This is a genomic window from Kitasatospora sp. NPDC056531, from assembly GCF_042794375.1.
Lineage (GTDB): Bacteria > Actinomycetota > Actinomycetes > Streptomycetales > Streptomycetaceae > Kitasatospora.
Map to the genome: position 1 here is coordinate 1 of NZ_JBHTTU010000069.1, position 25852 is coordinate 25852.

The window sequence follows — 25852 nt, forward strand, 5'->3', positions numbered from 1 at the left end:
TCGGCGAACACCACCGACGACTGCCACAACTCCCAACCCATCCCCACCCACTGCGACCCCTGACCCGGGAACACGAACACCACCCGGGACGAACCCGCCGCCTCACCACGCACCACACCGGGCGCCGCCTCGCCCTCCGCCAGCGCCCGCAACCCCTCCACGAACCCCGCCGCACCATCGCCCAGCACCACCGCCCGATGCCCCAGCGCAGCCCGCGACGACACCAGCGAGAACGCCACATCGGCCTCCCGCACACCACCAGCCGCCACCAACTCCAACAACCGCCCCGCCTGCGCCCGCAACGCCGCCTCCGAGCGGGCCGAGACGGTCCAGGGCGTGATCTCCCCGCCGAGCGGCGCGGGGCCCGACGGCTCGGCCGCGGTCTCCGGCTCCGCCGGGGCCTGCTCCAGAATCATGTGGACATTGGTCCCGCTGATGCCGAAGGCCGACACACCCGCGCGCCGGGGTGCGCCGGTCTCCGGCCACTCCCGCGCCTGCGTCAGCAGCTCCACCGCACCCGCCGACCAGTCGACGTGCGGGGTCGGCTCGTCCACGTGCAGCGTCTTCGGCATGATGCCGTGCCGCAGGGCCATCACGGTCTTGATGACACCGGCCACGCCGGCGGTCGTCTGGGTGTGGCCGATGTTGGACTTGATCGACCCGAGCCACAGCGGGCGGTCGGCGGGCCGGTCCTGACCATAGGTCGCCAGCAGCGCCTGCGCCTCGATCGGGTCACCCAGCGTCGTACCGGTACCGTGCGCCTCCACCATGTCGACGTCGGCGAACGACAGGCCGGCGTTCGCCAGCGCCTGGCGGATCACCCGCTGCTGCGAGGGACCGTTGGGAGCGCTCAGACCGTTCGACGCGCCGTCCTGGTTGGCCGCGCTGCCGCGGATCACCGCCAGCACCGGGTGCCCGTTGCGCCGCGCGTCCGAAAGCCGCTCGATGACCAGGACGCCGACGCCCTCGCCCCAGCCGGTGCCGTCGGCCGCGCCGGCGAACGCCTTGCACCGGCCGTCGGCAGCGGAGCCGCCGAGCGTGACGAACTCGGCGAAGATCGACGGGGTGGTCATCACCAGCACGCCGCCGACCAGGGCCATGCCACAGTCGCCCTGGCGCAGGGACTGAACGGCGGAGTGCAGGGCGACCAGTGAGGAGGAGCACGCGGTGTCGATGCTGACCGCCGGTCCTTCGAGCCCCAACGTGTAGGCCACCCGTCCGGACAGCACGCTGCCCGCGGTGCCGGTGACCATGTACCCCTGGCTGGTGGGCGAACTGGCCATCAGCGCGCCGTACTCCTGGGGCGTGCCGCCGACGAACACGCCGGTCCGGCTGCCGCGCAGCGACAGCGGGTCGATCCCGGCGTGTTCCAGGGCCTCCCAGGACGTCTCGAGGAGCAGCCGCTGCTGCGGGTCCATCGACATGGCCTCACGCGGCGAGATCCGGAAGAACTCCGCGTCGAAGTCACCCGCGCCCTGCAGGAAGGCACCCCGCCTGGCCCCCGGGACGTCCCAGTTCTCCCAACCGCGGCCCTCGGGGAAGTCCGTCATCGCGTCACGGCCTTCGGCGACGAGCTGCCACAGGCTCTCGGCGTCGGTCACCCCGCCGGGGAAGCGGCAACCTATGCCGACGATGGCGACGGGGTCGGTGGACACGGCGCTCAGGCGGTTGTTCTGCTGCCGCAGTCGCTCGTTCTCCAGAAGCGAGGCACGCAGCGCGCCGATCACGTCTGCACTGGCAGTGTCCATCGTCAGCTCCCACTTGTCCGTTCGCCATGAGGCCGGGTCGAAAAGGCCGATCGCACGGGGGTCTCACAGGCCCGTCACCGTGTCGTGCCCGCTCCCGTGGCGGGCACCTGCCGATGACGAGGTGCGCGCCGGGGCGGCCGGGTCCGCGGGATCTTAGAGGGAGGCTATGCGCCTGCCCGTCCGAGGTAACCCCCAGTCAGCCCACTGACCTTGCACCGCCACCCCTACTTCCGCGGGGCGACCCCCTAGACCCCGCGGCGGTGCGGCCGGCGCGTGTTGGGCGCCGGCCGCACCATGTGCTGCATCTCCGTCAGCGGATGCCGAACTCGTCGCCGATCATGCTGACGAGTTCTTCCGCGGACACCGAGGCGAGGTCGAGGTCGTCGTCCTCGTCGTCGTCCCGGGCAGGTCCTTCCTCCAGCTTGGCCAGCAGGACCCGCAGGCGGCTGGCCATCGCCGGACGTCCACCGTCCTCGGCGGCCAGGGCCTGCATGGCCGTCTCCAGCCCTTCGAGCGCCTGGAGGACCGGGTTGGTCTCGGGCGCACTGCCGAGGGCGAGCCGGTCGAGCAGGAACTCGGCCAGCGCCGTCGGGGTCGGGTGGTCGAAGATCAGCGTCGCCGGGAGCCGGACTCCGGTGACGGCGCCGAGCCGGTTGCGCAGGTCCACCGCCATCAGTGAGTCGAATCCGAGACTCTTGAACGCCCCGCCGGCCGGCACCGCCGCCTCCGAGGGGAGTCCGACCGCCCTGGCCGCCTCCGCCCGGACCAGGTCGGTGAGCACCGTCTCGCGTTCGGTCTCCGGGAGGCGGCGCAGCCGCTCCACGAGGCCGCCCGCGGCGGCGGCGGGGGCGAGCGTACGGCGGACGGTGCCGGCCAGGCTCCGCATCATGGCGGGAACCGTCTCGCCACCGAAGCCCGCGGTGCGAACCGCCGGATCCAGCTTGAACGGCAGAACGACCGTCTCGCCGGACGCGAGAGCCGCGTCGAACAGCTCCATGCCCTCGTCGGCGCCGAGCTGGAGCAGGCCGGCCCGGGCGATCCGCTTGAGGTCGGCCTGGCCGACGGCGGCGGCCATGCCTCCGCTGCTCTCCCACGGACCCCAGCCGAGGGAGACCGCAGGCAGCCCCGCCGCGGCGCGGCGCACGCAGAGCGCGTCCAGGAAGGCGTTGGCCGCAGCGTAGTTGGCCTGCCCGGCGCCACCGAGCGTCCCTGCGAGCGAGGAGAAGACCACGAACGCCGTCAGGTCGAGCCCCGACGTGAGCTCGTGCAGGTTCAGCGCCGCGTCGACCTTCGCCCTCAGCACCCGGTCGACCTGCGCGCGCTCGAGCGAGCCGAGCAGTCCGTCGTCCACCACGCCGGCGGTGTGGACCACGCCGGACAGCGGATGCTCCGCCGGGACGGCGGCGAGCAGCTCGGCGAGCGCCTGCCGGTCGGCGACGTCGCAGGAGGCCAGCCGGACGGTCGCCCCGAGGGCGGTCAGCTCCTGCCGGAGCCCGTCCGCGCCGGGAGCGTCGGCGCCGCGCCGACTGGCCAGCACGAGGTGCCGCACGCCGTGCTCGGTGACCAGGTGCCGGGCGACCAGGCTGCCGAGCAGTCCGGTGGCTCCGGTGACCAGCACCGTGCCCTCGGTGTTCCAGGAGGACGCCGGCCCGGTGTCCCCCGCCTCCCGCATCGGGGTGAGCCGGGGGGTCAGCAACGTGCCGCCGCGGACCGCGATCTGCGGTTCGTCGGCCGCACGGGCCAGGTCGACGGCGGCCGGCAGGCTACCGTCGGCCGCTGACGGGTCGTCGAGGTCCACCAGCACGATGCGGTCGGGGTTCTCCAACTGGGCGGCCCGGCCGACCCCCCAGACCGCCGCACCGGCGAGGTCGGCGACGCCTTCGGCGGCCTGTGCCGCGACCGCGCCCCGGGTGCAGAGCACCAGCCGGGCGGCGGCGAGCCGGTCCTCCGCGATCCAGCGCCGGAGCAGCTCCAGGCAGCGGTGGACGCCCTCGCGGACCACGGCGGGGTCGGTGTCGGCCCCTGTCGGCGGGCACGGAACGAGCACGGTGTCCGGAACGGCGGCGCCGTCGTCGAGGGCGTCGAGCAGTGCTGCCAGGTCGGGGTAGCGGTCCGCGGGCCGGCCGAGCCCGGTCAGGGCGTCGGCGCCGCCCAGCACGGCCCAGCGGCCGTCGCCGGCGGTGCCGGGGACTGCCGGGGCGGTGATCCAGGAGGCGCGGTGCAGCCCTTCTCGGCCACCGGCGGCACGGGCGAGCTGATCGCGGGAGGTCTCCCGGACGATCAGCGCCTGAACCGCCGCGACGGGCCGACCGACCGAGTCGGCGATCGCCAGCGCGACCGTCTCGGGACCGGCCTCGGACAACCGGACCCGCAGCGCCCTCACCCCGGCCTGGTGCAGGGACACGCCCTGCCAGGAGAACGGCAGGCGGGGGCCGGGCGAGTCGGGCTGCTCTGCCGTGGGCAGGAAACCGAGGCCGTGCAGGGCCGCGTCGAGCAGGGCCGGGTGGGCGGCGAACGCCGCCCCGGAGTCGCCGGCCTCGTCGGGCAGGGCGACCTCGGTGAACACCTCGCCCCCGCGCCGCCAGGCGGCGCGCAGCCCGCGGAAGGTCGGGCCGTAGCTGAAGCCGGCGTCGATCAGCCGCTCGTAGAAGCCGTCGAGGTCCACCGGTTCGGCGCCCTCGGGCGGCCAGACGCCGCTCTCGTCACCGAACGCCGGCAGGTCGGCGCCGGGGGCGAGCAGGCCCTCCGCGTGCCGGGTCCACCCGTCGACGTCGGTGGCGCGCGAGTAGACGGCGACCGTGCGGCGGCCGGACTCGTCCGCCCGGCCGACCACGACCTGGATCCGGACGCCGGACCGGTCGGAGAGGATCAGCGGGCTCTGCAGCGTGAGGTCCTCCAGGGTTTCGCAGCCGAGCCGGGCACCGGCCCACAGCGCGAGCTCGACGAAACCGGTGCCCGGGAAGAGCACGTTGTCCAGCACCGCGTGGTCGGCCAGCCAGTGCTGGGCGGTGGTGGAGAGTTCGCCGGTGAACAGCACCTCGTCGCCGGAGGCGGAGGCCACCCAGGCGCCCAGCAGCGGGTGCCCGGTGGTGTTCAGGCCCGCCGCGGCGAGGTCGCCGTGGTCGGCCGGCACGTGGTCGGGCCAGTAGCGGTCCCGCTGGAAGGCGTAGGTGGGCAGGTCAACCCGGGTGACGCCGGTGCCGGCGAAGACCGCCGGCCAGTCGACCGCCACGCCGGAGGCGTGGACGGCGGCGACCGCGGCGAGCAAGGTCTCGGCCTCCGGCCGGTCACGGCGCAGGGCCGGGACGCAGGCGGGGCTGCGGTCGCGCCGGGCGGCGTCCGGGGCGGCGTCCAGGCAGTCCTGCGCGAGCGGGGTGAGCACGCTGTCCGGACCGAGTTCCAGCAGGGTGGTGATGCCCTGGCGGGCGAGGACCGCGACGCCGTCGGCGAAGCGGACCGTCCGGCGGACGTGGTCGACCCAGTACTCGGGTGCGCAGATCTCCTCGGCGGTGAGCAGTTCGCCGGTGACGTCGGAGAGGATCGGGATCTGCGGCGGCTGCCAGGACAGACCGGCGACGATCTCGGCGAACTCGGCCAGCATCGGCTCCATCAGCGGGGAGTGGAAGGCGTGGCTGACCGTCAGCTGCCGGGTGCGCAGGCCCGCCGCCGCGAAGTGTTCGCCGAGCTTGCGGACGGCCTTGGCCGGCCCCGACACCACCAGCGCCTCGGGGGCGTTGACGGCGGCAATGCCGACCGTGCCGGCGTCGGCGCCCAGCACCTCGGCGAACGCCGCCGTGATCTGCGACTCTGCGGCGGCCACCGCCAGCATCGCGCCGCCCTCGGGCAGCGCCTGCATCAGGCGACCGCGTGCGGCGATCAGGGTGCAGGCGTCGGCGAGGGAGAGCGAGCCGCCCAGGTGGGCGGCGCTGATCTCGCCGACCGAGTGGCCGAGCAGGTACTGCGGCCGGACGCCCCAGGACTCGAGCAGTCGGAAGAGCGCGACCTCGACCGCGAACAGCGCGGGCTGGGTGTAGCAGGTGCGGTCGAGCTCGGCTGCCTCCTCGGTGTCCCGGTCGGCGAAGACCACCTCGCGCAGCGGGCGGTCGAGCAGCGGGTCGAGCAGCGCGGCCGCGCTGTCGAACGCCTCGGCGAACACCGGGAAGGACTCGTACAGGCCGCGGCCCATGCCGGGGCGCTGGGCGCCCTGGCCGGAGAACAGGACGGCGAGTCCGCCGTCCATGGCCGTACCGCGGATCAGCTCGCGCGGGGCCTCGCCGGCGGCGAGGCCGGACAGGGCCGTGACGGCCTGGGTGACGTCCGAGACCAGCAGCGCGGCCCGCTCCGCCAGGGCGGCCCGGCCAGTGGCGAGCGAGTATCCCAGGTCGGTGACGTCCGTTCCGGGGTGGTCCCGGAGCATGTCGGCCAGCCGCTTCGCCTGGGCCCGCAGGCCGGCCTCGCTGTGGCCGGACAGCACCCAGGGCACGGCCGGGAGAACAGCCGGCTCGGCGGGGCGGGCGGTGGGCTCGTCCGCGGGGGCCTGCTCCAGGATGACGTGGGCGTTGGTGCCGCTGACGCCGAAGGACGAGACCGCCGCCCGGCGGGGCCGGTCGGTGTCCGGCCACGGCCGGGCCTGGGAGAGCAGCTCGACGGCGCCGGCGGACCAGTCCACGTGGGGGGTGCGCTCGTCGATGTGCAGCGAGCGCGGCATCAGGCCCTGCTGGAGCGCCTGCACCACCTTGATCACGCCGCCGACGCCGGCAGCGGCCTGGGCGTGGCCGATGTTGGACTTGATGGAGCCCAGCCACAGCGGCCGGTCCTCCGGCCGGTCCTGGCCGTACGTGGCCAGGACGGCCTGGGCCTCGATCGGGTCGCCGAGGGTGGTTCCGGTGCCGTGGGCCTCGACCAGGTCGACGTCCGCGGCGGACAGCCCGGCGTTGGCGAGGGCCTGGCGGATCACCCGTTGCTGGGAGGGGCCGCTCGGGGCGGTCAGGCCGTTGGAGGCCCCGTCCTGGTTGATCGCCGAACCGCGCAGCACCGCGAGCACCGGGTGGCCGTTGCGCCGCGCGTCGGAGAGCCGTTCGACCAGGAGCAGGCCGACGCCCTCGGCCCAGCCGGTGCCGTCCGCCGAGGCGGAGAACGCCCGGCAGCGGCCGTCGGAGGACATGCCGCCCTGCCGGTGGAAGTCGTCGAAGAGGAACGGACTGGCCATGATCGCCACACCGCCCGCCAGCGCCAGGTCGCACTCGCCGTTGTGCAGCGACTGCATGGCGGTGTGCAGGGCCACCAGGGAGGACGAGCAGGCGGTGTCCACGGTCACCGCCGGGCCCTCCAGGCCCAGCGTGTAGGAGATCCGGCCGGTCACCACGCTGGTCGAGGTACCGGTCACGCCGTAGCCGGCCATGCTCTCCGAGCCGCGCGGGAACAGCGCCGCGTAGCCCTGCGCCGAGGCGCCGACGAACACGCCGGTGCGGCTGCCGCGCAACGCGGTGGGGTCGATCCCCGCCCGCTCGACGGCCTCCCACGCGGTCTCCAGGAGCAGTCGCTGCTGCGGGTCCATGGTGAGCGCCTCGCGGGGGGCGATCCCGAAGAACGCGGCGTCGAACAGCGCGGCGTCGTGCAGGAAGCCGCCCTGCTGGGGCGGCGCCGAGGCACCGTCGGCCGCGGGCGTCTCCCGGGTCACCCAGCCGCGGTCGGTCGGGAAGCCGGAGATGCCTTCCCGCTCCGCCACCACGAGGTCCCAGAGCTCCTCGGGGGTGGTGATCCCGCCCGGGTAGCGGCAGGCCATGGCCACGATCGCCAGCTCGTCGCCGAACCGGTCGGCCGCGCTGACGGCCGGGGCGACCGGCACGGCGGGCTCGGCCGCCGCCGACTCGCCGAGCAGTTGCTCGAGCAGGTGCCCGGTGAGGTGGTTGGGCGTGGGGTGGTCGAACACCAGGGTGACGGGCAGCCGCATTCCGGTCGCGGTGGCCAGCCGGTTGCGGAACTCGACCGCGCTCAGTGAGTCGAAGCCGAGCTCCTTGAACGGCTGCCCGGCCACGATCGCATCGGTGTCCGCGTGCCCGAGCACGGCGGCGGCCTGACCGCGGACCAGCTGCAACAGGGTACGGGTCCGCTCCGGGCCGGTCAGCCGGGCGAGCTGCTCGCGCAGCGAGCCGGCCTCGGCCGCCGAGGAACGGGCGCTGCGGCGGGCGGTGGTCGTCCGGACCAGAGCGCGCATGATCGGCGGCACCGCGGTCCCGCGAGCGCCGATGGAGGCCGGGTCGAGCCGGACCGGCACCAGGACGGCGTCGTCCGTGCGGCAGGCCGTGTCGAAGAGCGCCAGGCCCTCCTCGCTGGCCAGCGGCCGGATGCCGCCCCGGCTGAGCCGGTTCATGTCGCGCTCGTCCAGGTGCTCGGACTGCTCGCTGCGCTGCTCCCAGAAGCCCCAGGGCAGGGAGAGCCCGGCCAGGCCCCGGGCCCTGCGGTGCTGGGCCAGGGCGTCCAGCATCGCGTTGGCGGCGGCGTAGTTGGCCTGGCCCGGTCCGCCCATGATGCCGGCGAGGGAGGAGAAGAGCACGAAGGCCGAGAGCTCCGTGTCCGCGGTCAGCTCGTGCAGGTTGATCGCGCCCTGGACCTTGGGGCGCAGCACGGCGGCGGCCTGCTCGGCGCTCATCGACTCGATCAGCCCGTCCCAGAGCACGCCGGCCGCGTGGATGACGCCGGTGAGCGGCCGGTCCGCGGGGATGGCCGCCAGGACCTCGCGCAGCGACTCGCGGTCCGCCGCGTCGCAGGCCGCGATGGTGACCTCGGCTCCGGCCTCGGCCAGTTCGGCGGCCAGCTCGGCCGCGCCGGGGGCGTCGGCACCGCGGCGGCTGGTGAGGACCAGGTGGCGCACGCCGTGCCGGGTGACGAGGTGGCGGGCGAGCAGGCCGCCGAGCAGGCCGGTGCCGCCGGTCACCAGGACGGTGCCGTGCTCGGGCCAGAGCGGGCGGGGGATGGTCAGCACGACCTTGCCCACCAGGCGGGCCTGGCTCAGCTCGCGGAACGCGTCCCGGGCGCGGCGCACGTCCCAGGTGGTCACCGGGGAGTGCCGCAGGACGCCCGCCTCGAACAGGTCGAGGATCTCCAGCAGCATCTCCCGCATCCGGTCCGGGCCGGCCTCGAGGAGGTCGTACGCCTGGTAGCCGACGCCCGGGTACTGCTCGGCGGTCCGCTCCGGGTCGCGCTTGTCGGTCTTGCCCATCTCCAGAAAGCGACCGCCGCGCGGCAGCAGGCGCAGTCCCGCGTCCACGAACTCCCCGGCCAGGCAGTCGAGGACCACGTCCATGCCCCGGCCGCCGGTGGCCGCCAGGAACCGCTCCTCGAACTCCAGGGTGCGGGAGTTGGCGATGTGGTCGGGGTCCAGGCCGTACTCGTGCAGGGTCGACCACTTGCCGGGGCTGGCGGTGCCGTAGACCTCGGCGCCCAGGTGCCGGGCCAGCTGGGTGGCGGCGACGCCGACGCCGCCGGCGGCGGCGTGGATCAGCACCGACTGCCCGGCCTGCAGCCCGGCGAGGTCGACCAGGCCGTAGTAGGCCGTCATGTAGGCGACGGGCACGGCGGCAGCCTGCTCGAAGGTCCAGCCCCCGGGCATCCGGACCAGCAGGCGCTGGTCGGTCACTCCGATGGGTCCGAAGGTCTCGGTGCACAGGCCCATCACCCGGTCGCCGGCCTCGAGGTCGCGCACCTCGGAGCCGACCTCGAGCACCACGCCGGAGACCTCGCCGCCGAGTCCGCTCAGCCCGGGAACGAGGTTGAGAGCGACCACCACGTCCTTGAAGTTCATGCCGACGGCGCGGATCCCCAGCCGCACCTGATGGGGCGCCAGCGGCTCCAGGGCCTCGCGGTAGGGCAGCAGCTGCAGCCCCTCGAAGCTGCCGGGGCTGGTGTTCTCCAGCCGCCAGGCGCGCTCCCCGACCGGCGGGAGCGCGGTCGCGGTGCGGTCCCAGCGCACCAGCCGGGGCACGGTGACCCGGCCCGCACGGACGGCCAGCTGGTCCTCGCCCGAGGCCAGTGCACCGCCGAGCGCGGCCGTCGACTCCGCGCTGCGGTCGAGGTCGACCAGGACGAACCGTCCCGGGTGCTCCGACTGGGCGGACCTGACCAGGCCCCAGACTCCGGAGGCCGCCAGGTCGGTGACGTCCTCGCGTTCCCCGGCCGCCATCGCCCCGCGGGTCACCAGCACCAGCCGGGTGCGCTCCAGGCGCTCCTCGGCAAGCCAGGACTGCAGGAATTCCAGCAGCGCGACCACCGGTTCCCAGGCGCCGGGCCCGACAGCCTGCGCGGGGACGGAGTGGATCACGGTCTCCGGCGCCTCGGTGGCCGCGAGGAGGTCGGACAGCCCGGCGAACAGCGTGCTGCCGGGCAGCGAAGCGGCAAGATCCGCGTCGCCGAGGACCGCGCAGGGCGGCGCCGCGCCCTCGATCTGGGCGGCGCGCCAGTCGATTCGGTAGAGCGAGTCCTCCTGGGCCGCCGCGAGGTTCGCGCCGTTCATCTGGCGGACGATCAGTGATTCGACGGAGGCGATGCGGCCACCGGTGTCGTCGGTCAGCAGCAGCGAGACGGAGTCGCCCTGCTCGCGGGAGATCCGCACCCGCAGGCGCGAGGCGCCCGAGGCGTGCAGTTCCACCCCGGACCAGGAGAAGGGCATGCCCACGCCGTCCTGCCCGCTGCCCAGGACGTACATCGAGTGCAGGGCGGCGTCGAACAGTGCCGGGTGCAGGCCGAAGCACTCGGCCTCGGAGGTCTGCCGCTGAGGCAGGGCGACCTCGGCGAACACCTCGGAACCGCGGCGCCACAGGGCGGTGAGCCCCTGGAACTCGGGGCCGTACTGGTATCCGGCCTGGGCCATCCGGTCGTACAGGCCGGCCGTGTCGACCGCCTCGGCGTCGACCGGCGGCCAGGGCTCGGCCGCTTCCTCGGCGGCCTCGGGCCGGGGCTCGGCGACGGTGCCGGTCGCGTGCCGGGTCCACACCACGTCGGTGCCGCCGCCTTCGGGCCGGGAGTAGACGGTCAGCATCCGGGCGCCGGTCTCGTCGGGCGCCTCCAGCCGAGCCTGGACCACGATCCCGCCGGTGCGCGGCACGATCAGCGGCACCTGGAGGGTCAGCTCCTCGATCCGGCCGCAGCCGACCTGGTCGCCGGCCAGGACCGCGAGCTCGACGAAGCCCGTCCCCGGGAACACCACCTGGTCCATGACCGCGTGTCCGGCGAGCCAGGGGTGGGTGCGCAGCGAGAGCCGGCCGGTGAGCACGGCACCGTCGTCGCCGGCCGTCAGCATCAGGGCGCCCATCAGCGGGTGATCCACCGAGCCCAGGCCCACGGAGCCCACGTCCCCACCCGCACCCCGGGTCTCGGACCAGAAGCGCTGCCGCTGGAAGGCGTAGGTCGGCAGCTCCACCCGCTCGGCACCGGTGCCGGCGAACACCCCGGGCCAGTTCACCGGGGCGCCGTGCAGGTGAGCCTCGGCGAGCGAGGCCACCATCCTGGCCAGGCCGCCCTCGCCGCGGCGGAGGGTGGCGCAGGCCCGCGCCGCGTTCCCGCTGTCCTCGATGATCTCCTGGACGAACATCATCATGACCGGGTGGGGGGTCATCTCGATGAAGATCCGCCGTCCGTCGCGCAGCAGCGACCGGACCGCCTGCTCGAACTCCACGGGCTCGCGCATGTTGCGCCACCAGTAGTCGGTGTCGAGCCCTGTGGTGTCCAGCTGGCCGCCGGTGACGGTCGAGTAGAACGGCACCTCGCCGGGTCGCGGCGCCACCGGCGCGAGGTCCGCGAGGATCTGCTCCCGCAGCACGTCCACGTGGGCGGTGTGGCCCGCCCCGCTGGCGCTGGTGATCCGGCGGGCCCGGATGCCCTCGGCGTCGCAGGCCGCGGCCAGTTCATCACAGGCGTCCGGGTCCCCGGCGACGATGCAGGCCCGGGGGCTGTTGACGGCGGCGACCGAGAGGCGGTCGCCCCAGCGGGCCAGCCGCTCCGTCACCTGGTCGACCGGCAGCAGGACCGAGACCATGCCGCCGCGCCCATCCAGGGTCAGCCAGGCCTTGCTGCGCAGCACCACCACCCGGGCGGCGTCCTCCAGCGACAGCCCCCCGGCGATGTAGGCAGCGGCGATCTCGCCCTGCGAGTGCCCCACCACCGCGGTCGGCTCGACTCCGAAGGACCGCCACAGCGCCGCGAGCGACACCATCATGGTGAACAGCACGGGCTGGACCACGTCGAGGCGGTCCAGCGAGGGCGCCCCGGGCTCGCCCCGCAGGACGTCCAGCACCTTCCAGTCGGTGAACTTCTCGATCGCCTCGGCGCACTCGCGGGCGGTCGCGGCGAAGACCGGTGAGGTGTCGAACAGTGCTCGTCCCATGCCGGCCCACTGCGAGCCCTGGCCGGGGAAGACAAAGGCGACCTCGCCCTTGACCGGCGAGCCGAGGGTGACGGTGTCGGCGCTCCGGTCCTCGGCGAGGGCCGCCAGAGCGTCGAGCAGGCCCGCGGTGTCCCCGGCCACCACGGCGGCCCGGTGCTCCAGTGCGGTGCGGGTGGTGGCCAGCGAGTAGGCGACGTCGGCGGCTGCCTGCGGATGCTCCGTCAGCTGGTCCAGGAGCTTGCGGGCCTGGGCCCGCAGGCCCTGCTCGCTGCGCCCGGACACCAGCCACGGCAGGGCCGGCAGTTCCGCCGGCGCCGCGGCCGGCGTGGCGGGCTGCTCCGCCGGCTCCTCGTCCTCGGCCGCCTCGGGGGCCTGCTCCAGGATGACGTGCGCGTTGGTGCCGCTGACGCCGAAGGACGAGACCGCGGCGCGACGGGCCGCCCCGGTCTGCGGCCACTGCCGCTCCTCGGTCAGCAGCTCGACCGCGCCGGCCGACCAGTCCACGTTCGGGGTGGGCCGGTCCACGTGCAGGGTCTTGGGCAGCCGGGCGTTGCGGATCGCCATCACCATCTTGATGACGCCGGCGACGCCGGCGGCGGCACCGGTGTGGCCGAGGTTCGACTTCACCGCGCCCAGCCAGAGCGGGCGGTCAGCCGGGCGGGCGTTCCCGTAGGTGGCGAGCAGGGCCTGGGCCTCGATCGGGTCGCCCAGGCTGGTGCCGGTGCCGTGCGCCTCGACGGCGTCCACGTCCGCCGCGGTGAGCCGGGCGTCGGCGAGGGCCTGGCGGATCACCCGCTGCTGGGACGGCCCGTTGGGCGCGGTCAGCCCGTTGGACGCGCCGTCCTGGTTCACCGCGCTGCCCCTGAGCACCGCCAGCACCGGGTGCCCGAGCCGCCGGGCGTCGGAGAGCCGCTCGACCAGCAGCACGCCGGCGCCCTCGCTCCAGCCCGCGCCGTCGGCGGCCGCGGAGAAGGCCTTGCACCGGCCGTCCTCCGACAGGGCCCGCTGCCGGGACAGCGCGACCAGTACGGCGGTGGTGGACATCACGGTGACGCCGCCCGCGAGTGCCAGGTCGCACTCACCGTCCCGCAGCGACTGGGCGGCCAGGTGGAGGGCCACCAGGGAGGAGGAGCAGGCGGTGTCGATCGTCACGGCCGGGCCCTCGAGGCCCAGCACGTAGGAGACCCGGCCGGAGAGCACGCTGTTGGACGTGCCCGTGGAGGCGTAGTTGTCGATCCCCTCGGCCGAGGCGGCCAGGATCGTGCCGTAGTCCTGCTGGTTCATGCCAGCGAACACGCCGGTCCGGCTGCCGCGCAGGGCGGTCACGTCCATCCCGGCCCGCTCCAGGGCCTCCCAGGAGATCTCCAGCATCAGCCGCTGCTGCGGGTCCATCGCGGTCGCCTCGCGCGGCGAGATGCCGAAGAAGCCCGGGTCGAACGCCGCGACGTCGGGCAGGAACCCGCCTTGCCGCGCGTAGCAGGTGCCGACCCGCTCCGGGTCCGGGTCGTAGAGGTTGTCCAGGTCCCAGCCGCGGTTGTCGGGGAAGGGGCCGATCGCGTCCCGGCCCTCGTGGACAAGGCCCCACAGGTCCTCGGGTGACCGGACCTCGCCGGGGTAGCGGCAGGCCATCCCAACGATCGCGATGGGCTCGGTGCTGCGTGACTCCAGGTCCGCCAGCTTCTGGCGGGTGCGGTGGAGGTCCGCGGTCACCCACTTCAGGTAATCGCGAAGTTCTTTCTCAGTTGCCATCGGAGTCACTCCCGGTCGTCGGAACTGCGAGTCTGGGGCGGTGTGTTGCGGCCCGGGGCGGGCGACAACGACGCGGGGGCGTCATTCCTTGCCGAACTCTGTGTTGATGAGGTGGAAAAGCTCTTCGTCGCTGGCCTCGTCGAGCATGTCGATGACGCCGGCGGACGGGCCGGCGCCCGCCTCGTCCCAGGCGGCCACCAGGGTGCGCAGGCGTGCGACCACCTGCTCGCGCATCGCGTCTCCCGGCTCGAGGTCGGCCAAGCCGGCCTCCAGGTGGTCGAGTTGGGCGAGCACGGGCAGCTGGACGCCCGCCATGCCCTGGAGGATCGTGCTCTCCAGGTACTCGGCCAGCGCGGTCGGCGTCGGGTAGTCGAACACCAGGGCTGCGGAGAGCTGGACACCGGTCACCGCGACCAGGCGGTTGCGGAGTTCGACCGCCGTCAGCGAGTCGAAGCCGATCTCGCGGAACGAGCGCTGGGCGTCGAGCCCGTCGGGCGACGGGTAGTCGAGGACGGCCGCGACCTGGGTGCGGACCAGCTCGACCAGCGTCCGCCGGCGCTCCTCCGCCGGGAGCCCGGCGAGCCGGCCCGCGAAGCCCTCGCCGTTCTCCGCACCGGCGCCCGCCGGTCCGGCGGCTCGCCGCATCGGCGCCCGGAACAGCCCACGCAGTGCCGCCATCAGCGTGCCGGCGGCGGCCTTCCCGCGCAGGACGGCCGGGTCGAGCTGCATCGGGACGAGGACCGCCTCCTCCCTGGCCCAGGCGGCGTCGAACAGCTCCAGGCCCTTGGCCCCGGTCAGCGGCACGACTCCGGCCTGCAGCATCCGCCGCAGGTCGCGGTCGGACAGGCTCCCGGCCATGCCCCCCTCGGTGTCCCACAGCCCCCAGGCCAGCGAGGTGCCCGGCAGGCCCTCGGCCTGCCGCAGGCGGGCCAGGCCGTCCAGGAAGGCGTTGGCGGCGGCGTAGTTGGCCTGGCCGACCCCGCCGAAGGTCCCCGTCCCGGAGGAGAAGAGGACGAACCGGGCCAGTGCCTGGTCCCTCGTCAGCTCGTGCAGGTTGACGGCGGCGTCGACCTTGGCCCGCAGCACCCCGTCCACCCGCTCCGGGGTCAGCGCCGTCACCACGCCGTCGTCGACCGTGCCGGCCACGTGCACCACGGCGGTCAGCGGATGACCGCCCGGGATCGCGGCCAGTACGGCCGCCAGCGCTTCCCGGTCCGCCACGTCGCAGGCGGCGAAGGTCACGGTGGCACCCGAGCGGGCGAGGTCGGCGCCGAGCTCCGCCGCGCCGTCCGCCCGTTCGCCCCGCCGGCTGACCAGCAGGAGGTGGCGCACGCCGTGTTCCGACACCAGGTGCCGGGCCACCAGGGCGCCGATCGCACCGGTGGCACCGGTGACCAGGACGGTGCCGTCCGCGGCGAGGGCCGGCTCCGGCCGGGTGGCCGCGGGCGCGGCGACCCGGGTCAGGCGCGGCATCAGCACCGTTCCCGCGGTGACGGCCAGCTGCGGCTCGTCCAGGGCGTGCGCGGTGCCGATCGCGGCGAGCAGGCTGCTGTCGGCGCTGTCGGGATCGTCGAGGTCGACCAGGAGGAACCGGTCCGGGTGCTCGGCCTGCGCCGAGAGCAGCAGACCCCAGGCCGCCGCAGAGGCGGAATCGGCCGGGTCCGGGGCCTGCCCGGTGTCCACGGCGCCGCTGGTGACCAGGACCAGCCTGCTACCGGACAGCCGGACGTCGGCCAGCAGCTGCTGGACGGTCGCCAGGGTCCGGTGGACGGTCTGCCGGGCCGCCTCGACCAGCGCGCCGGGGGCCGCGCCGACCGGCACGACCAGGGTGTCCGGCACGGCGGCACCCGCGTCGAGCGCCAGGTCCAGGGCGGGCAGGTCGGGGTGGATCTCCACCGGGGCGTCCAGCCCTGCCGACAAGGCCTTGGCGATGCCGTGGGCCCAGGAGTCCTCCCCGCCGAGCATCGCCCAGTCACCGGCTGGCGGCGCGGGATCGACGGCGGGGACGGCGGTCCAGGCGAGCCGGTACAGCGAGTCCGTGGCGCCGTCGGCCCGCGCCGGCCCGTCGGTGCCGCGGACGGGCACCGCGGCCAGCGCCAGTTCCTCCACCACCGCGACCGGCCCGTCCTGGGGGTCGGCGAGCTGCGCCGAGAACGCGTCGGGACCGTGCGCCCGGAGCCGGACCCGCAGCGCGGTGGCGCCGGCGGCATGGAGCGAGACCCCGCTCCAGCCGGACGGGAGGCGCCCGTCGCGGCCGAGCCGGCCGTCCGCGAGGACGGCCAGCTCGCCGACCCCGGCCAGCAGGGCCGGGTGCAGGCTGTGCCGCTCGGCCTCCTCCGCCTCCTGCTCGGAGAGCACGAGGTCGGCGAAGAACTCGTCGCCGTGCCGCCACACGGCCTGCACCACGTCCGAGGGCACCTCCTCGGCGGGCGCGGTGCGGACCCAGGCCTGGTGGAGCTCCTCGAGGTCGACCGGCTCCGCGCCGGCCGGCGGCCAGGCGCCGGGCTCGGCGGCCGGTGCCGCGGGCGCCTCGGTCAGCACGCCGGCGAGGTGGCGCCGCCACTCGTCGTCGGCCGCGTCCTCGGCCCGGGCGTGCAGGCTGAACGCCCGCTGCCCGTCCTGGTCCCCGGTCGCCACGTGCAGCCGGAGCTGGACCGCGCCCGTCTCGGGCAGCTCCAGCGGCTCGACGGTCGTGGCCTCCCCGATGCGGTGGTACCCGAGCTGGCCGCCCGCCCACAGCGCCAGCTCCACCAGCGCGCCGCCGGACAGCACGAGGCGGTCCGTGGCACCGGCCGTCCGGGACAGCCGGGCGCTGTACAGCACGGCCCCCGGCTCCGGGAGGTCGACGCCCGCGCCGAGCAGCGGGTGCGCCGCCTCGCGCAGGCCGGCCGCGGACAGGTCGCCCTGCCCGGCCGACGGCAGGCCGAGCCAGTAGTGCTGGTGCCGGAAGGCGTACGTGGGCAGGTCGATCCGGGTGGCGCCGCTGCCCGCGAACAGACCCGGCCAGCTCACCCGCCCGTCCCGCACGTACAGCCGGCCGACGGCCGTCATCAGGCTCCGGGCCTCGTCCCGGTCCCGGCGCAGCGCCGGGACGCACACCGGCACCGCGGCCGGGTCACCGGCCGGGGCCGCGAGGCACTCGCCCGCCATCGCGGTCAGCACCGCGTCGGGGCCGATCTCCAGGAAGCTGGCCACCCCGCGCTCGACGAGGGTGGCCACCCCGTGGGCGAACAGCACGGCCTCACGCACCTGGCGGCTCCAGTAGGCCGGGTCGCGCAGCTCCGCCGGGCGGGCCAGCTCACCGGTCACGTTGGACACCAGCGGCAGTACCGGGTCGTGGAACTCCGCCGCGGCCACCACCTGCTCGAAGTCCGCCAGCATCGGCTCCATCAGCGCCGAGTGAAAGGCGTGGCTGACCGTCAGCCTGCGAATCCGCACGCCCCGTTCGGCGAAGGCGGCGGCGACCTGGTCGACCTCGGCCTCCGGGCCGGACACCACGACGGACGTGGGCCCGTTGACGGCCGCAACGGACACCCGGTCCGCGAACGGCGCCAGCGCCTCGCGGACCTCCGCCTCACCGGCGGCGACGGCCGCCATGGCCCCGCCCGCCGGGAGGGCCTGCATCAGCCAGCCGCGGGCCGCCACCACCCGGGCGGCGTCCGTCAGCGACCAGACGCCGGCGACGTGCGCCGCGGCCAGTTCGCCGATCGAATGGCCGAGCAGGTAGTCGGGGGTGACGCCCCAGCCCTCCAGCAGCCGGAACAGCGCCACCTCCAGCGCGAACAGGGCGGCCTGGGTGAAGACCGTCTGGTTCAGCTCGTCCGCGTCGGGCGAGCCGGGCTCGGCGAACACGACCTCCTTCAGCGGCCGGTCCAGGTAGTGGTCGAGCTCCGCGCAGACCTCGTCGAACGCCTGCGCGTAGGCGGGGTAGGCCTGGTACAGACGGCTGCCCATGCCGGCCCGCTGCGAGCCCTGGCCGGTGAACAGGAAGGCCACCCGGCCCTCCGCCGGCCGCTCCAGCGCGACCGCGGCACCCTCCCCGCCGTCGGCCAGCGCGTCGAGGCCCCGGACCAGGTCGGCCCGGTCGCCGGCGGCCAGGACGGCCGCGTGGTCGAGCACGGTGCGGGTGGTGCTCAGCGACCAGGCCAGGTCCTGGACCCGAACGTCGGGCTGGGCGTCCAGGAAGGCGCACAACCGCGCGGCCTGGGCCCGCAGTCCGGCCTCGCCGCTGCCGGAGACCACCACCGGGACGGGGGCACCGTCCCCGATCGCCGGCCCGCCCTCGCCGGCCGCCGGTGCGTCCGTGGAGGCCTGCGGCCCGTCGGCCGGGGCCTGCTCGATGATCACGTGTGCGTTGGTGCCGCTGATCCCGAAGGAGGAGATCCCGGCGCGGCGCGGGCGGCCCTGCTCGGGCCAGTGCCTGGCCTCGGTCAGCAGCTCCACCGCGCCCGCCGTCCAGTCCACGTGCGGGGTGGGCTCGTCGACGTGCAGGGTGCGCGGCAGGAAGCCGTGGCGCAGGGCCAGCACCATCTTCATGACGCCGGCGGCGCCGGCCGCCGCCTGGGTGTGGCCGATGTTGGACTTGAGCGACCCCAGCCAGAGCGGCCGGTCCGCCGGTCGGCCCTGGCCGTACGAGGCCAGGAGCGCCTGCGCCTCGATCGGGTCACCCAGGGTGGTTCCGGTGCCGTGCGCCTCCACCGCGTCGACCTCGGCGGGCGAGAGCCCGGCATCGGCGAGGGCGGCGGCGATCACCCGCTGCTGGGACGGACCGTTGGGTGCCGTCAGCCCGTTGGACGCACCGTCCTGGTTGATCGCCGAACCGCGCAGCACCGCGAGCACCGGGTGGCCGTTGCGCTGGGCGTCCGACAGCCGCTCCACCAGGAGGACGCCTGCGCCCTCGGCCAGCGAGAAACCGTCGGCCGCACCCGCGAAGGACTTGCAGCGGCCGTCCGCGGCGAGACCGCGCTGCCGGCTGAAGGCCACGAAGGAGGTCGGGTCGGGCATCACCATGACGCCGCCCGCCATCGCCAGGTCGCACTCGCCCATCCGCAGCGCCTGGGCCGCCAGGTGCAGCGCGACCAGCGAGGACGAGCAGGCCGTGTCGATCGTGACGGCCGGGCCCTCGAGCCCCAGCACGTAAGAGACCCGGCCGGACACCACGCTGGCGGCGGCACTCGTGATCAGGTAGCCCTCCAGCTCGGCCGAGTCCCGCAGCCGGGTGCCGTAGGCCTGGTCGGCCATGCCGAAGTAGACGCCGGTGCGGCTGCCGCGCAGCGAGCGCGGGTCGATGCCGGCCCGCTCCAGCGCCTCCCAGGACGTCTCCAGCAGCAGCCGCTGCTGCGGGTCCATCGAGAGGGCCTCGCGGGGCGAGATGCCGAAGAAGCCGGCGTCGAACTGCCCCGCGTCGTGGAGGAAGCCGCCCCGGTCCACGTAGCTGGAGTCAGGTGCGTCGGGGTCCGGGTCGAACAGCCGGTCCAGCGGCCAGCCGCGGTCGGTGGGGAACGGGGTGGTCAGGTCCGCCTCGTCCAGCAGCGCCTGCCAGAGCTGCTCGGGCGTGGCGATGCCGCCGGGGTAGCGGCAGCCCATGGCGACGATGGCGATCGGCTCGTCACGGCGGATCGCGACGGCCGGCACCGCCGGCACGACGGGCCCGGCCTCGCGCCGGCCGAAGACCTTCTGCCCGATGAACTCGGCCAGTGCCGCCAGCGTCGGGTGGTCGAACACCATGGTGCTGGGCAGCCGCAGTCCGCTGGCCGCGTTCAGCCGGTTCCGCAGCTCGACCGCGGTCAGCGAGTCGAAGCCGAGGTCCTTGAACGCCCGCCGCGCGTCCAGCGCGTCGGCGCTGCGGTGACCGAGCACGGCGGCCACGTGTTCGGCGACCAGCTCGCGCAGGGCCCGCGCGCGCTGGTCCTCGTCCAGTTCCTCCAGCCGGCGGGCCAGGGCGGAGCCGGGCGCCCCGGAGCCGCCGCTCTGCGCGGGCTGCTCGGGCTCGGGCTGAGCCTCCGGCAGCTCGTCGAGCAGCCGGGAGGGCCGGCCCGAGGTGAAGACCGGGGCGAACTGCTCCCAGTCCACGTCGGCGAGGATGACCGAGGTCTCCCCCTCGGCGAGCATCCGCCGCAGTCCGGCGACGGCCAGGTCCGGATCGATCACCGGCAGGCCGCGGCGGCGGAGCGTGTCGTAGATCGCCTCGTCGACCATGCCGCCGCCAGCCCACGGCCCCCAGGCCACGGACAGCGTCGGCACCCCGTCGGCGCGGCGCCGTTCCGCACGCGCGTCGAGCACCGCGTTGGCCGCGGCGTAGACCGCGTGGTCGCCCGCGCCCCAGACGGCGGTGATCGAGGAGAAGTAGACCACCGCCTCCAGCTGCGCCGGGTCGAGCACGGCCTCCACGTTGGCGATGCCCTCGACCTTGGCGCCCAGCACCGTCACCAGGTCGTCCAGGCTCGCCTCGGCCAGCGGGCCGAGGACGCCGGCGCCGGCGGCGTGCACCACGGCCGTGATCGGACCGCCGTCGGCCTGCACCCGGTCGACCAGCACGGCCAGCGCCGCGCGGTCGGCCGTGTCGCAGGCCTCCACGGACACCCGGGTGCCGAGGGCGGCGAGCTCCTCGCGCAGTTCCGCGGCTCCGGGGGCCGCGCAGCCGCGGCGGCTGAGCAGCACCAGGTGGTCCACGCCCTCGGCGGCCAGCCAGCGCGCCACCCGGGCGCCGAGGGCGCCGGTGCCACCGGTGACCAGGACCGTTCCGCCGGGCTGCCAGCCGGGCTGCCCGGCGCAGTCGGCCGCGGAGGCGTGCACCAGCCGCCGGCCGTACACGCCCGACGGGCGCACCGCCACCTGGTCCTCGCCGCCGAGGCCCGCCAGCACCAGCGCCAGCCGCTCGGCGGCCCGCTCGTCGACGATCTCCGGCAGGTCGATCAGACCGCCCCACCGCTGGGGTTCCTCCAGCGCCGCCACCCGGCCGAGCGCCCAGAGCGCGGCCTGCTCCGGGTCGGCCGGTCCGGCGTCGTCCGCGGTGCCGACGGCGCCGCGGGTCGCGCACCAGACGGGCGCGTCGACCCCGGCCTCCGGGAGGGCCTGGACCAGCATCATCGCCAGCGCGAGCCCGCGCGGCACGACCCGCTCCCGCGGATGCCTGGCCTGGTCCAGCCCGAGCAGGGAGAGGACTCCGGCCGGGGCCGGCCGGTCGGCGAGCGCCGTCCGGACGGCCGCGGCCAGGGCAGCGCGCTCGCCGCCCGCCTCGGCGGTGACGGCGTCCTCGTCGATGCGCAGCACGATGGTGCCCTCCGCGCGGTCCGCCACGGCGCTCGCCGCGCCCAGGACCGCCGGGTGATCGGCGAGCCCGGCGGGCAGGACGACCAGCCAGGGGCCGGCCAGCCGGCCCGGGGCGCCGGACTCGCCGAGCCGGGACCAGCCGACCCGGTAGCGCCAGGCGTCCAGCACCGACTGCTCGCGCCGGCTGGACCGCCAGGCGGAGAGCGCCGGGACGAGGTCCGCCAGCGGCCCGCAGTCGGCCAGCCCGAGGGTGTCCGCGAGACCGTCGAGATCCTGCTCGTCGACGGCCCGCCAGAACCGGTCGTCCGCCGGATCGGCGGCCACCTGCGGCGCCACCGCCTGCGGCCAGTACCGCTCGCGCTGGAAGGCGTAGGTCGGCAGGTCCACCCGGACCGGCCGGTGGTCGCGGTAGGCGGCCGTCCAGTCGACCGGGACGCCGTTCACGGACAGCTCGGCCAACGAGGTGAGCATCCGGTCCGGGCCGCCCTCCTCACGGCGCAGGGTGCCCACGACGACCGGCTCGGCGCCGGCACGCTCGGCGGTCTCCGCGACCGGAACGCCCAGCACCGGGTGCGGACTGACCTCGACGAACACCAGGTGGCCGCGGTCGACCAGCTCCCTGACGACCGGTTCGAGCAGCACCGGCTCGCGCAGGTTGCGGTACCAGTACTCGGCGTCCAGGCCTTCGGTGTCCAGGCGCTCCGCGGTCACGGTGGAGAAGAACGCGGTCTCGGCCCGGCGCGGGCGGATCGGCGCCAGCGCCGCCAGCAGCTCCTCCCGGAGCTCCTCGACCTGCGCCGAGTGCGAGGCGTAGTCCACCTCGATCCGCTTGACCCGGATCTCCTGGGAGCGGGCCTGCTCCATCAGCTCGTCGAGGGCCTCGGGCTCTCCGGAGACCACGACGGCGGACGGACCGTTGACGGCCGCCACCGACACCCGACCGTTCCAGCGCTCCAGCCACGGCTCGACCTCGGCCCGCGGCGCGGCCACCGAGACCATGCCGCCCCGGCCGGCGAGCGCGCCCAGCGCGCGGGCGCGCAGCGCCACCACGCGGGCGGCGTCCTCCAGGGAGAGCGCGCCGGCCACGCACGCGGCCGCGATCTCGCCCTGGGAGTGGCCGATCACCGCGGCCGGCACCACGCCGAAGGAGCGCCAGACCTCGGCCAGCGACACCATGACCGCGAACAGCACGGGCTGGACGACGTCGACCCGGTCGAGCCCGGGCGCGCCGTCCGCGCCGCGCACCACGTCGGTGAGCGACCAGTCGACGAAGGCCCCCAGCGCCCGCTCGCAGTCCGCCCAGCGGGCGGCGAACACCGCGGAGGAGTCCAGGAGTTCGACCGCCATGCCGGCCCACTGGCCGCCCTGCCCGGGGAACACCCAGACCGGGCCCCGCCCGGCGGGCAGCGCCGCACCGGTCACCACGCCCGGCGCCGGCACCGCGTCGGCGACGGCCCGCAGGCCCGCCGCGAAGTCCGCGCGCTCCCGGCCCACGACGACGGCCCGGTGTTCGAAGAGCGTGCGCGACCGCAGCAGGGCGTGGCCGATGTCGGCGACCGGCAGCTCCGGCCGGGCCGCCAGCTCCGCCGCCAGGCGGGCCGCCTGCCCGCGCAGCGCGTCCGCGCTCCGGGCGGAGAGCACCCAGGGCCGCACGCCCGCCGGCTCCCCGTCCAGGTCGGCGGACGGCTCGGCGGTCGGCTCCGCCTGGTCGGGGGCCTGCTCGAGGATCACATGGGCGTTGGTGCCGCTCATCCCGAAGGCCGAGACACCGGCCCGCCGCGGGCGGCCGGTCTCCGGCCACGGCAGGCTCTCCGTGAGCAGCTCCACGGCACCGGAGGACCAGTCGACCTGCGGGGTGGGCTCGTCCACGTGCAGCGTCGCGGGGAGCACGCCGTTGCGGATCGCCATCACGGTCTTGATCACGCCGCCGACGCCGGCCGCCGCCATGCTGTGGCCGATGTTCGACTTGAGGGAGCCGAGGTAGAGCGGTCGGTCCTCGGCCCGGTCCCGGCCGTAGGTGGCGAGCAGGGCCTGGGCCTCGATCGGGTCGCCCAGGCGGGTGCCGGTGCCGTGCGCCTCGACGAGGTCGACCTCCCGGGGAGCGAGGCCCGCGACGGCCAGCGACCGGCGGATCACCCGCTGCTGGGAGGGGCCGTTGGGCGCGGTGAGGCCGTTGGAGGCGCCGTCCTGGTTGATCGCGCTGCCCCGCACGGTGGCGAGCACCCGGTGCCCGTTGCGCAGCGCGTCGGACAGCCGCTCGACGACCAGCACGCCGACGCCCTCGGCCCAGCCGGTGCCGTCGGCCGTCGCCGCGAAGGACTTGCAGCGCCCGTCCGCGGCCAGGCCGTTCTGCCGGGCGAACTCCACGAAGCCCACCGGAGTGCTCATCACGGTCACCCCGCCGGCCAGGGCGAGGTCGCACTCGCCGTTGCGCAACGACTGCACGGCCAGGTGCAGGGCGACCAGCGAGGAGGAGCAGGCGGTGTCCACGGTGACCGCCGGGCCTTCGAGGCCGAGGGCGTAGGCGATCCGGCCGGAGACCACGCTGGTGGCGGTGCCCGTCATCAGGTAGCCCTCGGTCTCGGGCACCCCGGCGAGCACCTGCGCGTAGTCCGAGCCGGCCACGCCGGAGAAGACGCCGGTGGTGCTGCCGCGCAGCCCGGATCCGTCGATGCCGGCCCGCTCCAGCGCCTCCCAGGACACCTCCAGCAGCAGCCGCTGCTGCGGGTCCATCGCCAGCGCCTCGCGGGGCGCCACACCGAAGAAGGCGGCGTCGAACTCGGCGGCGTCGGACAGGAATCCGCCCTCGGTCGGCATGGGCGTGCCGTCCGAGGCGTCGCCGCGGCGCAGCGCCGCGATGTCCCAACCGCGGTCCGACGGGAAGCCGCCGATCCCGTCGCCGCCCGACACCACCAGCTGCCAGAGTTCCTCCGGTCCGGTCACGCCACCGGGGTAGCGGCAGGCCATGCCGACGATGGCCACCGGCTCGTCGGTAGCGGCAGCGCCGCCGGCCGGCAGGCCGGTGTCGGGGGCGAGGCCGAGCAGTTCCTCGCGGAGGTACTCGGCGACCGCCTCCGGGGTCGGGTAGTCGAAGACCACCGTCGCGGGCACCGGCAGGCCGCTGTCCTGGGCGAGCCGGTCGCGGAACCGGACGGCCGTCAGCGAGTCGAAGCCGAGCTCCTGGAACGGCTGGCCCGGGTGGACCGCGTCGGCGGAGGGGTGCCCGAGCACGGCCGCGGCGTGCGAGCGGACCAACTCCAGCAGGCGGTGCGGCAGTTCCGCCGGGTCGACGCCAGCCAGCGGGTGGTCCGCGGCGACCGCCCGCGGGGCGCTGCTCGACAGCACCCGCACCTCGGGCAGGTCGGCGACCAGCGGGCGGGGGCGGACCGCGGTGAACCGCGGGTGGAAGGCGCTCCAGTCGACGTCCGCCACGACCGCGACCGCCTCGTCCGTGGCGAGGGCCCGGCCCAGGGCTTCCAGGGCCAGCCGCGGACGCATCGGGACCAGCCCGAGATCCGCGCCCGGGACCGGCGCGTCCTCGGCCTCCGCGCCCCAGGGACCCCAGCCCACGCAGAGGGCGGGCACCCCGTCGGCGCGCAGGCGCTGGGCCAGCGACTCCAGCAGCCCGTGCGCGAGGACGTGCACGGCGTCCTCGCCGCCCCAGACACCGCTGACCGACGACAGCAGCAGGAAGGTGTCCAGGCCGGTGTCCGGGACCAGGTCGGCGAGCAGTGCCGCGCCGGCGGTCCGATCGTGCAACTGTCGGGAGAGCAGGCCCGGCTCGGTGGCGCGCAGCACGGACTCGGCTCCGGGGCCGGCCGGAGCGGGGTTCTCGATGTGGACGACGGCCGTGAGCGGGTGCTCGGCGGGCAGCGCCGCCCGCAGGGCCTCGGGGTCCTGCCCGTCCCAGACCGTGGTGGTGCAGGTGCTGTCCTCGGCCAGGGCCGACCGGAGGGCGGCGAGGTCGGGGGCCGGCTGCTCGGGCCGGTGCAGCAGCACGAGGTGGCGTTGCACCGCGGCAGTGAGCCAGCCGACCAGCTCGCCAGTCACGGCGCCGACGTCGCCGGTGACCAGGGTGGTGCCGCCGGACCGCCAGGACCGGTCGCGCCCGGGCCGCCGGGCGGCCCGGGTCAGTCGGCGGGCGAACACCCCGTTGGCCCGCACGGCCAGCTCGTCCTCGCCGCGCGGGTCGGCGAGCAGCGCGACCAGCACGGCCGGGAGGTCCTGCGGACCGTCGGCCAGGTCGATCAGGCCACCCCAGCGGCCGGGGTACTCGCCGGCGGCGGCCCGGCCCAGGCCGAGGAAACCGGCCTGGGCCGGATCCGCCGGGGCATCGCCGTCGCCGACCGAGACGGCGCGCCGGGTGGCGCACCAGAGCGGGGCGCGCACCTGCGCGTCGCCGAGCGCCTGGAGCAGGGTCGTGGTGGTGGCCAGGGCGGCCGGCACCGACGGGGCCTGCGGGTCCGGCGTCCGGTCCAGGGCCAGCAGGGAGAGCACGCCCGCCGGGGCCGGGACGCCGTCGAGCGCGGCCCGGATGCGGGCGGTGAGGGCGGCCCGGTCGGTGTCCGCCAGACCGGTGGACAGGGTCACGACCCCGTCCGCGTGCCGCTCCAGGGCCGCCAGCGCCGCGGTGGCCACCGGGTCGTCCTGGGCGGCGGCCGGGACGGCCACCAGCCAGGTCCCGGCCGGGCCGCCGTCGCCG

At 75.6% G+C, this 25852-nt stretch carries 3 protein-coding genes; all 3 read right to left on the reverse strand.

From position 1 onward, the window contains the following. A partial coding sequence (locus ACFQ87_RS34565) for a type I polyketide synthase (protein ID WP_380614864.1) occupies nt 1-1748 on the reverse strand: 1748 nt, incomplete at its 3' end. A gap of 310 nt (nt 1749-2058) precedes the next feature. Then, entirely contained in the window at nt 2059-13887 is an 11829-nt protein-coding gene (locus ACFQ87_RS34570) for an SDR family NAD(P)-dependent oxidoreductase (RefSeq protein WP_380614865.1), read from the reverse strand. A gap of 72 nt (nt 13888-13959) precedes the next feature. Then, nucleotides 13960-25821, reverse strand: a complete 11862-nt coding sequence (locus ACFQ87_RS34575) for a type I polyketide synthase (protein ID WP_380614867.1) — start codon at nt 25819-25821, stop codon at nt 13960-13962. Nucleotides 25822-25852 lie beyond the last annotated feature (31 nt).